Source organism: Prodigiosinella aquatilis (genome assembly GCA_030388725.1).
GTDB classification, from domain to species: Bacteria; Pseudomonadota; Gammaproteobacteria; order Enterobacterales; family Enterobacteriaceae; genus Prodigiosinella; species Prodigiosinella aquatilis.
Genome location: CP128857.1, coordinates 2,378,722 through 2,395,695, shown reverse-complemented (window position 1 = coordinate 2,395,695; position 16,974 = coordinate 2,378,722). Strand labels below are relative to the sequence as shown.

The window sequence follows — 16,974 nt, the reverse complement described above, 5'->3', positions numbered from 1 at the left end:
TATGGCGCATTATGATCTGAAAGTGTTTGACGAATAAAAAACCCATTTGGTTTGCGTAACCAATGGGGTTCAGGTTCGAACAGATTCGTTCACTCGATGCCCGCGCTACGTTTGGCGGTGAATTCGCAGGGATCAGAATACCGTCATTGCAAGAGCTGATTGAATGTGTATTAGAACTGGATGTTGGATTACAACTGGAGCTGAAACCTACTGCCGGAGATGATATCGAAACCGCAGAAATTTCGCTTAACATACTAAAAACCCTGTGGCCAGCTAATCGTGAACAGTTATTCATTTCCAGCTTCTCGATCCAGGCGATTCACGCCGCGGCGCGTTTGTTGCCGGATGTTCCCCGCGCATTCGCTGTTTCGGTGCCGCCACGAGATCCCCTGGCATTATTGCAGGAAACACACTGCCAGATCTTGCATTGCCAGGCACAACTGATGGATATCGAGGCATAGAAACGGCTGGCTGACAGCGGTATTGAATATGCTGTCGCTGTCATCAATGCTGCCGAGCAGGCACGCGAGTTTCTTAGCAGAGGGGCGCAGACTATTTTGTCGGATATTCCCAATCTACTTGGTTAATTAAGGGGGGGTCTTCATGTCTGAATTACAGCGTCGTTTTGAGACTGCGAACTCGGTGGTTGAAGAGGCTGCACAATTGGCCCGCCAACTATTTGCCAAACGTGAAACCCTTATGCCGGAACAAAGGGCAGTGCATGATTTTGTCTCTGACGCTGACCGACAGATAGGACAGCTTATCTGGGATCGTCTGCGACATGAGTTTCCCAATGATGCCCTGTTGGGCGAAGAAATGGGGGATGACGTGAATGACACATTCTGGGTAATTGATCCGATTGATGGCACCAGCAACTTTTTACGAGGTTTGCCACTGTGGGGAATTTCTCTGGGGTATGTCGAAAATGGTCTGGCGCTGGTAGGAGCCATCGTGTTGCCGATGCTAGGTACAGCACTTTCGGCGGCAGTTGGATGTGGGGTGTGGCGCAATGGTATGCCTTATAAACGGCAGGTGGATTTCCCAGCGGTTCGACTGGTGGGAATGGGGGATAGCGCAGGCTGGCCGATTACCGAAGTCATGCTGATGGATAGTTGCCTGCGGGATGAAGGATGGTCGGTGGCCAGATATCATTGTGCAACCATTGGCCTGAGTTTTGCCGCATTGGGGTTTACCGACGGTTATATCGAAAAGAATACCAGCATCTGGAATGTCGCCGCAGGCACGGTTATCTGCGCGGAAGCCGGGCTGGTGGTGAAGTATCACGGTGCATACATGACGGGCAAAATGAATATTTCTACCGCAGTACCGGCGGTTCAGAAAGTGGTGGAACCATTTTTTTATTCATAAGACTGGCGCTGTATAAGACAGCCCGATGATATCGAAGTGCTTAGCTATATTCATAATATCTTTGGGAAACTGCCCACACACGGTTATCGATGTGCATGAGGTAGGAAAAAGAGGGACTCCGGCATTTCCCCTCGGCATGTCTCACCTGTTCTGCTTGTCTGTTCGTCGCACGGACGGGCTACGGTGAAAGCCGTAATCGTCGTTATGACGAGGGATGAGGTAGATCGGCAGGCAGGGTTGAAGCATGAGGCGCAGCCAACGCAGCCTGAATGCGCATTGGGTTAAAATATTGACGCATCAAGGTGACTTTATGATCATCATTGAATTCATAGCGGATCGCCCAGTCATAACTGTAAGGTACCCGCGTCGATTTTGTAATACCTTGTTCACCACCATAGGTCATTGCCTGGTTATCGCTGAAAAACATTTTGTCGATGCCAACACTGCTGAATTCGACGGTTTGTTCCATCAGTGACCAAAACCGACTGAACCCTTCATGTCCATAGAACACCCCGGCGTAGGGGACATCTAATGGGCCGGAAATATCCCAAATGATATTTTCAGCCATACAGGCCATCGCCATTTGCAGATTCCCCGTGGAATAGGCATGTTGCAGTTTTTCCAGTGTCACCTGATTGTTGGCGAAAACCAGTGACTGACTTTTGACCGGTTTCGACGTTTTATTCGGTGTATATTCAAAGGTAGGTGCACAGTGATACTCGCTATCACCAGGATACGGATTGGCGGTAATTGCCCGGAAATCGTTGCGCAGTGAACACATGGCGATCACGGCAGGCATCAATTTTTGTGGCTTGCCGGTAAGACCGGTTTGCAGGTTTTCCAACAACTCACAGTAGTGGCGGTTAAAGCGAATAATAGCCTTACGAGCTTCACCTTCCGGATAGTCACTGACTTTTGCACCACTGTGGGTTTTCACTGCGCTATGCCATGGGATCTCCAGCGCTTCACCAGTAGGGCCGCTGGCAATGGTATCGTCAAGGGTATAGAGGCGTTCACAGTGAATCTCGTTAAAACGGAAATAGTGGGCGAGTTCGTTATCTTCACTGCGCCAGATAGAATGAGCGGTACCTTCACCCTGATGGCTAATCAACCGTATCGCCTTAACTGCATTTTCCAAATTCAACACCGTAATGACACGATTACCCTGATTATACTGAAACTGCTCCGGGCAGATTTGCCGCTGAGGATCGCCGCAAAATACGGCAGACTCACCAAAAGTAGCGACTGCTGCTCTAAGACGTGATTCGATGTAGATATAAAACTCACCGATGGTCATATCACTACAGACATGGCTGGCGATTACCTCGGGGCGGATATGTTTGGGGTGCTCAATCTGCATCGCTTGCGCGATGGCATGCTGAGAAAAAGCATGTAATTGTATTTCAATGTCATCTATGCCGTAAGGCAAGGGGGCTGGGTAGTCGGGCAAAAAATCAGGGCTATTTACTGTAGGTGTACCACCGATCGCATTGAGAATATTGGCAACCAGAACAAAATGCAGCATCTCTTCAATCACCACCGAGCGAATAACGTCCGGTACTCGATTGTCTATGTGTTCATCCAGGCTGTAAAGCATGGTTAGGTAAGGAGGGATGGTGGCATGTTCCAAGACCATTGCCTTTTGCAGCAATGTTCTGATATCTGCCAGTTCCTGAGCCAAATCTTTATGACTGGTCAGTTTGACGTAACCGTACTCTCTGAACATGACTTCCGACTGTTTTTGTGCGGTTTGCTCATGTAGATTCATGGTGATAATCCCGTCCTGGTTAGATTTCAGCGGTCACGATTCTGGCCGTGACAAATCGTCTGCTGTCATGATGAGCGTACCGGCTATAAATATCATGAAATCATAGTCGCATCACGTTCCATGCTGGTTTTTCGTTCGATATCGTGTGCTATGACACACTCTCTATTTATGTGGTCCAGCATTATTTGGTTTCCGGTTTAATCTGTGTCAGTAATTGGCTTAAGCGTTCACGCTGAGCAGGGCTGACATCTTTTCCGGCGGAATAGCCCGCATTCTGAATAATTATCTCGTTGAGGCCTATCAGCCAATCATAAATATAGGACGCTGTATTGTTGGTCGGTGTGACTGACAGTTTTGTCAGTCGGCGTGAGGCTTTGAAATTGACTGCCGGTTGCTCTGGTTTGGCGAAAATCTTATGCCCCCGGTTAATGCGGCTGTCAGGGCGATCGGTTTCTTTGATCTGATGGAAACCCAACCAGGCCACAAAATCGCCTAATACAGTCAGCACCCGTGAAACCTGGCGATCAGCCTTATTCTCACGATTAATACCCAACTGTTCGGAATCAATCAGCATGGTGCGAAGATTTTCTTCGATATTCAGCCGAATACTGGCAGTAATAAGTTCTTCAACCAGCATCTCTATGGTCGGTTTGGCGATGCCGAGCAGTTCTATCATGGCCGCATTTTCTGGCATGCTACGCAAATAATTGATCCAGAAACGGTAGACGTTACGGGCAAACTCGGCTTCATAGCCATGATTTTCCAGTGGTTCAGGCTCCAGAGGAATCAGTGCTTCATCGTTTTCTACGTCCGGTTCTTCGCTAAACAGATCGATATCCACACCTACGCCAAAAGGCTCAAAACTTGCCAATGGTGTGACAATGTCACTACTTTTTTGATGATGGATATAATTGTGTTGCTGCACTTGCTGTTGCAAGTACAGCCGACGTAAATCATCACGAGACGGAAGCAACCGCTCCAGTAATTCGCCGTGTACGCCGGTACGGGTTTGCAGCGATTTGAGCATGGTTTCGGCGATATGCTGTTTTTTTATCGGGTCATCAGCGCCTGTCGGTTGATACCAGCAGCCCAGCAGGTTATCCGCCAGATCACGTTGCAATTCACTCAGTTGTTCATCGATACGACCTAATTTTACTTCTCGGTGTACCTCTGCATTCAGCCAGGTGGTCATGCGATTGACACCTCGTTTGTCCATCGCCAGCATCGTTCCCCAGGCATCACCAGGACTCCCCACATAGCGCTGCACTGCTTCATCATTATTTTGTCCATGTGTAAAGCGACGATCAAATTTGGTGACAGCCCATATCAGGCCGGGTTTACGGCGGCTACGAGTCTGGGTATTTTCCCCCTGAGTGTGCCGCACCCAATAATCCAGTGCTTTTGCCACGGGTTTGACATCTGATTTATTACCGGCGGCAGTACATACCATCAGCAGGTTCATCTCTTGATTATCGGTATAACGCTCAAGTAGATAGGAGCGTTTGGCCCGTAACAGCATGTGCGCCAGAGGATGAGGTTGGATGTGGACGGATAGGTTAGGTTCATCGTCCTCATTTTTTGCTTCATTCGAGGTGATGACTTCTTGACTAAATCCCGGAAAATCCAGCAAGTCAACTTGTTCAAATAAGGCTTCCCGGGGCGGTGACTGCAAGGGAATCTGTAATTCGGTGGTTAACATGACCAACTCGGCCAATGACAGCTCGACGGATTTTGCTGCACGACCATTGACTATCGGGCGTACCTGCACACTGAAATCGGAAGGGCTGTTAAGCTTATCCAGCATGGCGGTGTTAAGAATGCCATTGTCGGGCTGTAGGTTTTCATCTACCAGAATGCTGATCGGCGCCAGCACTTTATGTGAGCCGGAAAGATGCTGAATTGCATAAGCAAAATGGCGATGAATAGTGGAAAGATCGCTGAGTTCTCCCCATAGAATGGAGAACAGGCTGGCACGGTCATCAATACTAAGATAGGGTGCTAAATCGACCGCCAGCGGCCAGAATTTACTTTCCAGTTGTTTTTGCCGTTTTGCATCGTGTCGCACCATATAGTCCCATAGCGCGACCACGTCATCACCGCTCATACCTGCAACGGGTTCTGGCTGGCGATGCATGACGAACATCTTCAGATGTTCATCAATATGCTGTTCATCGAGCTCGTAAAACGTGGTGTGCTGATTGAAATCATGCAGAAAGACATTGGCAATGATTTTGGCGATATCCGTCTCATTCAACAGAAATAACTGAACCGGATTGGGGGTATTTTTACCTTCCACCTGTCGGGTGAAACGGGTGACAAACGCATTAGGGCGATTATCCGGATTAAGGTGTTTCTGATAGTCCAGCGTTAATCCTCCCACCGAGGTTTCCAACTGGTTATTTTCACCGGATGCCAGTGAGGTCATGAGATAGGATTTTCCGGCTTGCGCGAGTCCAAAAAAGCCGATGGCAATTTCTTTTGGTGAAGATTCGGCAAGACCACGCGTTTTGTTGCGGCTGCGGCGCAACTTGACGATCAGACGGTCCGCTTCCATATCCAGTCGCGGTACATGGCGACGGTTTTCCTCCACCCAATCTATCGCCTGATCGACACCTTGTAATACTGCCTGTAACTGGCGGCTGAGGCGAGTTGATAGCTGCTTGGGTGTTAAAGGTTTCATTTTCTGAATACGCTCCCGCTATCGATCCAATAATGTGTCATGCCGGGTCCAGTACTGGATAATGTGTTCAATCTGAGCCTCAAATGTTGTAGCGGGACAGGATGTCCATTGCCCAGGATGGCTTCTGCTATTTGAAAATATTCAGGCGTATCATGATTTTCACCTTTTACGACCTCCAGTCTGACGCGCAATACGCTGTCGCCAGCGACTTTACGCGCCAGTTCCGCATCAACAATATATAGCATATAGAGCGGGGAGGCTGGCCAGCGTTCATTGTCCAGTTGGCGAAAGCCAAGGCACAGTGAACCTCGTACCTCGAAACTGCCCTGAGCGTCGAGCGTAAAGTCGCTCTGGTCCAGATCAATGTCGCTGTAGTAAACATTATCTGTAGTCAGGGCATTGTTGCTATCCAACATTCCGAGGTAACGGATGGTGGAATAGGGTTGAAAGTCGCCGGCTTTGAAATAGAAACCGGGTAAACGTAAATCCAATGCTAACAGGCATAGCATGGCGCCTACTGCTGCTGTAGATTTCGGGTTTTCAATTCGTCCGCGTTTGTTGAATGGATACCAGTCACTGGTGTGATAGCCATCCAGTGATAGCATACGATTGATCGGTAGTGGTTGTAGATGACGGAACAGCGCTTGAATGCCCGGAAAGCGAGAAGGTCGACCCGTTAGCAATAAAACATCACAGGAATACAGCGAAACCACCTCGGACATTAACCGCAAATGCTGAGTGATACTCATCCGATTAGACAGAAATTCGCCATGCAACTTGCTTAATCGCACAATCAGCGGTACCCGCAGGATATCAAACGCAGCTCCTTCCTCGGGGAGTTCGCGCTGTACTTCGTTATTAACGTAATCCAGAACCTTTTTGGTCGGAACCTGAGATAAACAGTCGGCAAAAAGAGTATCAATCTCGGCATTGAGATCCAGAGGATCAAAACGTTCATAAGCGTCAAGAATGGCCTGTCCGATCGGAATGAAAATCTGCAATGTCACCTGCTGGCGCAATGTCAGTTGCCCATCCATCCGACCTTCACTGCCAAATAGACGTGTCATCAACCCGTCTGTGTTGGTCATCCCCGCCTTTTTGAGTGCGGCCTGTAGTGCTGGCAGAATGTACAGCTGGATCACATCCAGCAGAATATCGTCGCCAGCGACTTTGAAACCTTCACGAAACAACAGGCGTGGAATGATCTTGACGTTACTGCCAACGCCATCGTCCAGCCAATATTGGGTTATGGCCAGATCTGTCGTGCCACCACCAATATCAATGGAAGCGATGCGCAACGTTTTCCCCGGCTGCTCATCTTCAGTCAGCTCTTTGTCCGGGCGAGCCATACTGGCAAAAAACGCTTCCGCTCGTCCGCCGAAATTGACTTGCGCCTCATTATAGAGGTACACCATCTGTCCGCAGGTGGCTTCATCCCACTCCATTTGCACATCAGGGACTGGTACCTGGCTTCGGCGTTTATCTTCCGGTGTTTTGAAATCATCATCGGCGGGATGCCATCCGATGGCTTTCCATACCAGACCAATTGCTTCATTCATTCTGCGGCGAAAAATTTCACGCTCCGGTTTTGGCATGGCGGAGGGTAAGGTCAGAATGATATTACGCAATTGGCGTGGAGCGGTGGTGTGGATCATTTTTGAGCGTTGTGTTGCGCTATTTATTTGCATCAACGCTTGCGCCAGCAGTTCAGACAACATGAACGTCATCAGTGAACTGCGGCTGTAGTGCGGCGCAAACACTGGCAATCGGTCATCAAGTGGTAAATCGAATAAGGGCTGACCTTCGTCATTGACCAGCATTGTCAATGGCATAGTGGTCGCCAGCGGCTCTTGCATACTGGTTTCCATTACCTGACTGAAACGCCAGCCTGGAACATAAGGCTCTTCATCCCACAAATAACGTCGCGGGCTTGAGATGCCGCTTGATCCTTCGGTTCCCTGCCGTTGCAACGCCAGACGAATGGCCTCTCGGCCTACGCGGATAATGGAGGGCCAGACAAAAGCATCATCACGGCCACTTTCAAAGGAAAAATCCGGTTTGCCAAATTTGGCCGGAGAGAACTCGGCCCGGCTGTTAAACAGTTCGTTATATAAGTAGTGTGGCTGGCTGAGATCACGTATTTGCAATTCATAAGTTTGTTTCAGGCCATTGCTTTCATCGGCATGATCTTCCACCAGAATGCCGGCCGTATGAGAGTTACCAACATCCAGAATCAGGTCGACATTGACAGCGGGCTCCTGCAATGTGCTGGCATTAATTCGGATTTCCGGCATATTGAGCTGACTACCCAGAATATCCAGTAGATTGAGATAGTGTGCCTGATATTCAAACTCCCGCAGAGCAAGCTTGATATCACGAACGCTGCGATTTTCCAGCAACGTCGCCTGCTGAGTAAAGACTTCGCGCAGCCAACCGTCCACCCAGGTGAGATCCAGAAACTCATCCAGTTCGTCACTATGGTATGCCAGGGTAAAGCTGCACCCGCTCTTGATGTCGTTTTCATTGGGGGCCAGTGATTCATATTCATGGCCTTCCGGATACACTTTCGTATCAAAAACTACACAGATGCGGTAGGCATTACCTTCATCATCGGGTTCATCCAGTGCTAAAATCTGTACTCTGGCCCAGTTATCCGGCCCGCCCATAAAAGTACGCGGCGGGTTGAAACGAAAAAAAGGCAGTGGTAACCAGACTTTATTTAGCAAAGTCAGTGACTGTTTCAGCGTAAAACTGGATTCGGGTTTTGCCACTTCAGGTAACATGCCCATGTTACCCGGAAGAATATATTTGCCGTTATTCTCATTGTAGATCAGTCGCAATAATGGCCCGTTACTGCTTTTACGCACGAAACGATTAGCCATACCCGCGTCTCCGTCTGACTTTAATGCAAAGTCCAGAAACTGAATCCCGCTGTTTTGAATCAGCGTAATGCGCTGTTTATAATCGGTGATTGTTGCCAGCATTATTATTTACTCTCACGCTTGATCGTTACCGGTAAGATAGTATCAGCATCGTAATGGGCGTTGCATTCGGCGACATCAGTCAATGCTTGCCGGGCACAAATAATTTCCGGTATCCGATATCTGGAACCATCGCTACAGTGGGCTTTATACCGACTGTTAATCACCAGATTACCGGATCGATGTAATCCGGCTGAAACGTCGGCCTGGCAGGTAATTCCTTCGTTATAAGTGAACCGCACTTTGCCTTTACCATTTTTGATCTGGTACTTCAGTACTGGCGGCGTGCCGGTAAGCGGATTCTTAACATTAACGGTCGCGCTCCACTTACCACTCAGGAAGCTGACTGACCCTATTTTTACGTCGGCTGCCGACATCATCAGCAGGTCTTTGGTTTTATCTATCGTGGCTGGCGTTTCCGGTGCTTTCTTAACCGGTGTGGGAGGGACATATAAAATGGCCTGGTCAACAGGCACGGATATTACTGGTAGCGCCTGAAGGGTTTCCTGCGGTTTTGTTACTGTGATTTCTGATGTACCCAGTACCCGCTTTTCCGGTTTGATAGTGGCAACGACTGAAGTCTCACTCTCTGGTGTTTCAAACACGCAACCTCGAATCTGCATCACCAACGTGACCAGCAACGCCGCACCAGGGGCAAGCCACCAAAACCTGAGCCACGGATTGCTGGTTGCCAACGTGGCCATCGACGGAGTAGGTTCTCCAGGTAACGAGGCAGGTGAAGGTGTGGGGGGGTGACACTACTATCGGCGTGGACGTGGGTTCATTATCAACCGGTGAGTCTACTGAGATGGGCGTCGGTTCTGGAGTAATTTTTTCTTCTATTATTACTTCTGGTATCTCCGGCGGTTCAACCGGACGGAGACATGCCAACGCATCCAAACGTGACTTTTTACCAAGATTGACGAATCCCCAGAATGTCAGTACCGGCTTGTCATCAACCAGATAAACATGATTAGGGCCTGGAAATTGGATGGCCTTGGCCAGCAGGACACCAAACAGTTTCTGCGCCGGTTTGTCTGAAATTTGTGCCCTCTGGCTGATCTCAGCAACAATCTTCTGATATTGCTCAAGCAGTTGCAGTGCGGTATCTCGTTGTTCGTCGCTGGCCGCTACCCAGGATGTGACATTGCCATTAATAGGCGAATACCAATTGATGCGTTCACCGTTCTCATTGGGTTGGGGGATGGCCAGGCAGTCGGCAATGTGCTGTTGTTTACGAAGACGCAATGTTTCCCGTAGCTGAAGCGCTGAAGTATAAACCGGCTGACCGTTCTCACCCAACGCAAGAAAATCGTCTAAATTTCCACTGCGTAAAAATATTTTTGTCACGCCAAAGGGACCTTTTGTTATAAACAGCCAAGGCAGAGAAGTTGTGTGTAATCTGCAATTATAGATAGTCTAATTCTGATGATAGAGAATCAATGCGCTGAAGAAGTGACAAAACTGACAAATATTCGCGTCATTAGCACACGAATACATCAGTATTACGCTAATCGTGAGCGATAGAATGCCAAAAAAAATAGATGAGAGCCCGTTTAGGTAAAGAATGTCGGATTAACATCGACTTCATTTATGGTTTTCATCATACAGATGGCGCTGTGCCATAATGTGGTGGATGTTGGTTTCCAGCCAGTCGGCCAATCCGGCAATTCGTTCCTGTATTTCTTCTCCTAACGGCGTCAGCGAATATTCAACATGCGGTGGCACAACGGGGTAGGCGATACGTTTGATGAAGCCATCCTCCTCCATATAGCGCAGCGTCTGTGACAGCATCCTTTCGCTGACACCGCCAATTTTCCGGCGTAGTTCGCTGAATCTCAGTGTTTCATCTTTTAGCGCAATGAAGATCAATACGCCCCAGCGGCTGGTGATGCGTTTAAGAATGTCTCTGGAAGGGCAATTGACATTCAGTAACTCTCCACGCTGCATCTTTTCTGAGAGTGAATCGAAAACAGGTTGATTTTTCTTCAAACTAACATTCCTGTAAGTACTTACTTAAAGTTAGTTTAAGCTATATGCTTTATTTCAGACAACTTTTTTGTCATCCCCTCATCATGATCTACGCTTGATGTTGAAACTTTTTAAAAAGGAGTTCGTTATGATAACGATCACAGGTGCGACAGGGCAGCTTGGCCATTTGGTTATCAATATACTGCTGAAAACTATTCCACCAGATCAAATTATTGCTGCGGTGCGTAATCCTGATAAAGCCAGTGAGTTGGCTGCACAAGGTGTTATTGTTCGTCTGGCGGACTATAACCGGCCTGAAACGCTGGAAGCAGCATTTGTCGGTGCGGATAAATTATTATTGATCTCATCCAGCGAAGTTGGACAGCGGGAAAAACAACACAAAGCGGTTATTCAGGCGGCGAAAAAAGCGGGGGTTGGCTTGATTGCCTATACAAGCCTACTGCATGCTGATACGTCCCCGTTGGGACTGGGTGTTGAGCATCGTGCCACTGAAGCGGCTCTGAAGGATTCCGGTATTCCTTATGTATTGTTGCGCAATGGCTGGTATACCGAAAACTATGCCGCCAGCACCGCGTCGGCATTAGCCCACGGTGCTTTTATTGGTGCGGCAGGAGAAGGACGTATTGCTTCTGCTCCGCGGAAAGATTACGCCGAAGCGGCTACCGTTGTTTTACAGCTTGATGATCAGGCGGGGAAAGTCTACGAACTGGCAGGGGATGGTAGCTATTCTTTGGCTGAGTTTGCTGCTGAAATCAGCAAGCAGAGCGGAAAAAACGTCAGCTATGTGAATCTTTCCGAATCCGACTTTGCCAAAGCGTTGAAAGATGCAGGGCTTCCGGCAGGATTGGCTGAGATGCTCGCTGATTCCGATGCCGGTGCAGAGAAAGGCGCTCTTTTTGATGACAGTCATACGTTGAGACATTTGATTGGTCGCACAACAACCCCCTACGCCGATGTTATTAAAGCAACACTGGCAACGCTTTAAACGGCGGCACAATACCGTGCTGGACAAACCTGACTGCAGTTAGTTTGCTATTCTTTATTTCCTTATCCCTGCGTTCGCAGGGATTTTTCTGTTCACTGACATAATTCTACGATTCATTAAAGTAACCTTTAGATAATGCGCTTTTCTTGAATATCGAAGGTGTCCATTGTGGTACTCATGGGTTTAAAAGCGAATCCGGTATCATGGTTTAGGGCACATAGATGATTTCAAAGTATGATTCTTTATTGTTGATGGGAATCATGCCCCCATCGACGTAATAAATTTGTAGATCATAGCGATAAACGATCTTCTCACTGGGGTTGAGGATCAGCTCCAGCGCCGAAATCTTGACCTCTACAGTGTGACTGGGGTGATCTTTGTTCAATTCAATGGTTTGGTTGTCAATGTTGACCAGTATCCGCTTGATAGGGCGTGGTCCTGCTGGATCATAAGCACCACTGTCGCTTCTGAACTCAAGGGTTTTGTTAATCTCCACCGGCGCGGATTGCTTGATAAAATCGCGTACCTTGTCCCGGTATTTTTCATTCAGGGAAAGCATGACTGGGATATTTTCCGGGTTAAAGCCGAGAAGTTGAACCTCGAGGTAACCTTTAAGTAACAGATTCTGTGCTGAGTGATCAAATAGTGCATCCCAGATGAGAGCGAACTGCTGGGAAGGTAACGCGAATGAGTCCACAATGCCGCTTTGCAAATTGATCAGTGCATTTTTCTCCTCTGTTTTACCTGCCGGTAATGATAACTGCAGGGTTAATGTTTCAGCATTGGCGAAAGGAACCAGTTTGCCGTCCTTTTCCATTTGCGTGAACTGTTGCGTGGCAGAAGTAATCCTTGCCTGATTTACCTTGGGCGACAAAAAGTAGTCAAATGTTACTTGAACATCACTCAGAGAGGTTGCGTGTTCTGGAGCATAAAAAGAAATAGATATCATCGGCTTATCGGCATCGTCGATGTCGGTTGCCAACAAAAACGTGTCCGGCAGATAGTAGAGATAATTTTTACGTACGTAGTCTTGATAATAGTTGTACCACACCTCGTTAAATTCCATTGGTGTAAGAATTAGCTGCAAGCGCGGCTGCGGTGGCTCAATACCCTGGTAAATATAGGGATAATAGTTTTCTGCAAAATAGAAGATTTTGGGTATGGTAATCGTATTGGATATGCCATGATCGGTGACGATCGCAACCACTAATGTGGTTTGCGCATCGTAATCGGATAAGGCTCGCAATAGCGCATCACGTTGATCCAGTTGGGTGAGATTTAATTGCGCCAGGTAATGGTTATCTACTGTAGTCAGTTGCACCTTGTCGAAAATCATTTCATCAACAGAGCCAAGCGTCGTGAAGCTCAGAACGACATAGGGAATCTGTGCCACATGTTGGTCCAACATAAAGTTCAATGTCATCGTCCAACTGGTGCCTGTGGTACTGGTTGCTATCTGGTAGCGAGTTTCCCCCGAAACGACCTCAGTACATACCTCCGCGACGAGATCGTTTGATCGGGCTGTCATCGCGGCCTTCTTGCTGCGCAACGGTGTTGGACTGGTGGGGAACTGTTGTTTGGCATTGGCCAGAATGACTTTATTCAGTGTAACTAGATTAGTGAGAAACGTATTCATAAGTATCCTCAGTGCGATGGGTATGGGCCAGATATCGGAATTGATTCAAACAGGATGAAGTCCAGAGGAACTGTCCGTCATGTCGGCGGTAGAGAGGGCTTTCCATCCATTCCGAGGGTGACTGCCAACGACTCAACACCTCAATCATCGGAGTTAGTTGCGATATGCCACGCGACTGGGCGTAGTGCAAGGTTGTCAGCCATTCATGTGGGTGTGCGTAGTAAGGCGTCAACACGTTTATTCTGTCGTACTGATTACTACTCCAGTACAGTGCCTTACTCAGCATTTGCTTGATCCGTGTATAAGCAGGTATTACCGCACCGCGTTCAGTGACTAGTACATGTAGTAAAATCAGTACGTTGGTATTTACACAGCAATCCAATTGGTTGATGTCATTGTCATCTTTCATCCAGGTATGAAATGTTTGGCACTCTGCCCATTGATGCTGTACCGCTGCCAGTCGGGGATCGACTTTTTTCACCTGATAGCTATTCATCTGGGCTAACGTTTGCTCAACAGTGGACAGAGCGATGCGCCCAAACGTGTATAACAGCTCGGTAATGATCGCCGTATCATCAATATCTGCGTCGATACGTTCATTCGCCATCCATTTGGGATGGGCGTCGACAGGCCAAAAAGTGAAATGGAAAGGGCGGATTTCACATGCCATTAGAAAGTCGAGGGCTTTCTCAATATATGGGGCGGTTTGCCGAGTGTATTCCAGTGTTCGTAATACTTGCGCCGTGACAAATGCGTTTTCATCTTGGTGCCAGCGCCCGTCTGGTGTCCTGACGTGAGCCAGAAAAGCCCCGCTGGGGCGCTGTTGTTCAAGTAACTCCGCTAGGCAAGGTATTGAAGCGCACCGTGATGACGTGATCTTCTGGACTGGCATATCGACAAACCGATCATTTTGCGGACTGAAAGTACAACTGATGCCGTGATTTCCCTGCCGGTCAATAGAAAAACCCATCACATTGAACTGCAAAGGAATTTTCGCATCCACTACGCACTGGAGTAATGGCATAGCCTGCTTGTCCTGCATCAATAGGGCGTTGACTCCGGGAAACACTCGTGAATTATTGCCAAAAAAACGAGGTGCCATAGTGAACAGCGTGAAACTTTCCAAGTGCTGGTCTTGACTGTAGACCAGGCTAAAACCGTAAGTAGTGTGAGGAAATTCATTTGGTTGCAAGGTTTGCTGTAAGGCCCTATTTAGCAATGGGACCAGTGTAGGGAAGAGTGACTCGCAGCCTAAAACGTGCATGACTGACGCAATGTCGGACAGCGTTAACACGGCACTGTGCCATTGATAGTAATACTCACACGATGCGGAAAAGTGTTCCGGGTAATAACCTATCATGAGTAACGACAATCCAGCCTGTTCGAGCATTGCGGCCGGATAACCACTCCTTGTCGGCCAGTCCGCTATAGTGGGTATCTCGGAATACACTTTAGTTTTGACGCCGTCTGACGTGTATTTTCTCCCCAGCCAAGAACCAAATCGCAGTTGATGTGCATTACGGGACTGCAGGTGACGCACTGGCCCGAATGCCGCTTCAATAGACTCGCTGGATGTGACGGCAGCAATCTGTAGATAGTGTGTAGAAAAAGCATCTATCGTTCTGTCTTCTTCGTAGCGTGATAAAAATGGATCCAAGGTACAGGAGAGTGACAGTGGTTTTGCCGACGAGGTAGTGAACTCGATCGGGCTGCCATTATAGGCTAAGAGGCTGGTGGTAAAGGCTGTAGACAAATCTCCGGATGTCATACGCGCCAGCGTGAAACGGTTAACGTCGGGAAGTAACGTTGTCCGCAGGTGCGGTGCTGACTGACACAAGGTGTCGACCAGGGCGTTCCATGCCGCTGGTAATACTGCATGGTGGCTAACCATTGACTGTTTCCTACGCCAATGTCGAGATGACAATCGCTGGTGGGTTATCAATACCCTTGACTGTACGGGTATCGCCGCCTATCAGGAAGTAGGTAATGGTATAACTGACCGTCCAGGGTTTTTCCGTCAGGCAGCGATATTTAAAGCTTTGTGATCCACGTTTATCTTCGTTAAAGGTGTATTTCTTGGATTTTTTTCGTTGATTGTCATCGATATAGCTCAGCTCAATGAGCACTTGGTTATATTTATCCCAAGGGAATCCCCGATCGAGCATCATCTCGATTTCATTAAAGGTCAGCTCCGCTCCAGGATCCAGATTCAACAAGGTAGAGGCCGATCTCGATTTCGGTTGGTAGTTGCTGCTGCCTTCCCAGCCGGAAGTGGCCGCAGACTTGAAGGCAAATTCGCTTTGAATATCAAAAAGGGCATCCACATCACTGCTTCGGGCAATAGTCTTACTCCATTTGCCGTCATCGGCGATAAACGGTTCGGCCGTATAGACGTTGTTATTGTAGCTAATCTTAAAGCTTGCCGCCTTAATGCCGTACTCTTCAAAGCCGTCAGGGCCTAGGACAGTAAGGTCGATTTTCTGGAAGAAAGGATCATTGACGTTAACTTCAATAAAGTAGGGCGGAGCTTTTTTGGCATGCAAAATATCGCTGCCGATAAAGTTCTGCGGAACCGCCATTTGGCTAATGGCTTTTGATGAAGTGTAATTGAAGTTCAACGCTTTGGTTTCTTCAATTCTCACCAGTTTTATCTCCAGTGAAGCGCAGGGAAAGAGACCACCTTTGCCGCCTTCCTCTCCTTCTTTAACCGTGGAAAGCAGAGATTCCAGAATGGAGTCGCTGGCCGATTTTGCTTGGGTATTACTGTCATCGTTAGGCTTGAGTGTCGCATTAAAAAAGCTCTTCAGAATCTCTTCCTTAACAAATTGTAGCGCCCACTCTTTTTCCTTTGCAGCTTCTTCACTTGGCATGCTTTCGGTGACTTTAATCACCAGATCCTGATTCTGTTCCAGCTTTTTAATCACACTGTCAAAACCAAGCCAGAAGCTGGCCGGTGTTTCCACCGGAATTGGGATGTTGGCACCAAATTTGAGATCGAATTCTTTGTAGATACTTTCAAACTTGGCGGTGACATCAACCTTCAATGCGGGTGTGATCCCGGTAAAACTGAGGTTATAGGCCACTGCGGCTGGTGCTTTTGCCTGATTAAAAGCCGCCTCCAGTATTACTGCTTGTTCTTGTGTCAACTTGGCGCTGAAGATAGCGTTGTTGCTGGCAAAGAGGCTGGGACATTGTGCGCTGATCAACTGGCCGTTGGCATTGTGAACATCCATAACAAAAAAGTTCACTGTACCTTTGTCATATTGCACTTGTGCTTTGCGTGCATTTTTCGGCTCAACTTTCAGTTGCCGTAGGTATTCATTGAAGGCGCTATTGAGTTTCTCTTCTTCAATGGCGGTATTAACTGCAAAATTGATGTATCCCCCTTGCTGATCACTTCCGTCACCGGTGTACTTAATCAGTGAAAAATCTGGCTCTCCCTCTTTCAGTGCGATATGGATGTCGCCGGGCAAATACCAGAACTGATTGTCATCTGAATCATCAGCGAAAAAAGTGATGTTTTTGACGGTCGCGGTTCTTTCTCTAAGTAATAACATAATGCTT

General features: G+C 48.0%; 10 protein-coding genes and 1 pseudogene. 3 read left to right on the top strand and 8 right to left on the bottom strand.

The features are described from left to right. Positions 1–62: 62 nt before the first annotated feature. Both PCO85_11180 and PCO85_11175 read left to right on the top strand, forming a co-directional pair. Positions 63–461 (top strand): hypothetical protein, encoded by a 399-nt coding sequence (locus PCO85_11180; GenBank protein ID WJV55895.1) that lies wholly within the window; start codon positions 63–65, stop codon positions 459–461. Between the two features lie 142 nt (positions 462–603). After that, positions 604–1,368 (top strand): inositol monophosphatase family protein, encoded by a 765-nt coding sequence (locus PCO85_11175; protein WJV55894.1) that lies wholly within the window; start codon positions 604–606, stop codon positions 1,366–1,368. A gap of 202 nt (positions 1,369–1,570) precedes the next feature. Here PCO85_11175 and PCO85_11170 read toward each other — a convergent pair whose 3' ends face one another. The 5 genes and pseudogenes from PCO85_11170 to PCO85_11150 form a co-directional block, all read right to left on the bottom strand. Further along, the gene (locus PCO85_11170; GenBank protein WJV55893.1) at positions 1,571–3,136 is read right to left on the bottom strand and encodes a ferritin-like domain-containing protein; all 1,566 of its coding nucleotides are present in this window, start codon (positions 3,134–3,136) and stop codon (positions 1,571–1,573) included. A 181-nt stretch (positions 3,137–3,317) separates the two neighbouring features. Further along, complete coding sequence (locus tag PCO85_11165; GenBank protein WJV55892.1) at positions 3,318–5,816, bottom strand: virulence factor SrfC family protein; 2,499 nt, start codon at positions 5,814–5,816, stop codon at positions 3,318–3,320. Next, positions 5,813–8,800: a virulence factor SrfB gene (locus tag PCO85_11160; protein WJV55891.1), complete on the bottom strand. Its 2,988-nt coding sequence runs from the start codon at positions 8,798–8,800 to the stop codon at positions 5,813–5,815. The genes PCO85_11165 and PCO85_11160 overlap by 4 nt, the downstream gene beginning before the upstream one ends. 2 nt (positions 8,801–8,802) lie before the next feature. Continuing rightward, a pseudogene (locus PCO85_11155) lies at positions 8,803–10,147 on the bottom strand (SrfA family protein). Positions 10,148–10,384: 237 nt separating this feature from the next. Continuing rightward, positions 10,385–10,747 (bottom strand): helix-turn-helix domain-containing protein, encoded by a 363-nt coding sequence (locus tag PCO85_11150; protein WJV56061.1) that lies wholly within the window; start codon positions 10,745–10,747, stop codon positions 10,385–10,387. A gap of 169 nt (positions 10,748–10,916) precedes the next feature. Between PCO85_11150 and PCO85_11145 the strand changes: the two genes are divergently transcribed. Continuing rightward, the gene (locus PCO85_11145; GenBank protein WJV55890.1) at positions 10,917–11,774 is read left to right on the top strand and encodes an SDR family oxidoreductase; all 858 of its coding nucleotides are present in this window, start codon (positions 10,917–10,919) and stop codon (positions 11,772–11,774) included. A 208-nt stretch (positions 11,775–11,982) separates the two neighbouring features. Here the strand turns inward: PCO85_11145 and PCO85_11140 are convergent, their stop codons facing one another. The 3 genes from PCO85_11140 to PCO85_11130 are packed head-to-tail and all read right to left on the bottom strand — an operon-like array spanning position 11,983 to position 16,967. Beyond that, positions 11,983–13,410 (bottom strand): hypothetical protein, encoded by a 1,428-nt coding sequence (locus PCO85_11140; GenBank protein WJV55889.1) that lies wholly within the window; start codon positions 13,408–13,410, stop codon positions 11,983–11,985. After that, positions 13,391–15,301, bottom strand: a complete 1,911-nt coding sequence (locus PCO85_11135; GenBank protein ID WJV55888.1) for a hypothetical protein — start codon at positions 15,299–15,301, stop codon at positions 13,391–13,393. Before PCO85_11135 ends, PCO85_11140 begins: the two co-directional genes overlap by 20 nt. Positions 15,302–15,311: 10 nt before the next feature. After that, entirely contained in the window at positions 15,312–16,967 is a 1,656-nt protein-coding gene (locus PCO85_11130) for a hypothetical protein (GenBank protein WJV55887.1), read from the bottom strand. Between the last annotated feature and the right edge of the window lie 7 nt (positions 16,968–16,974).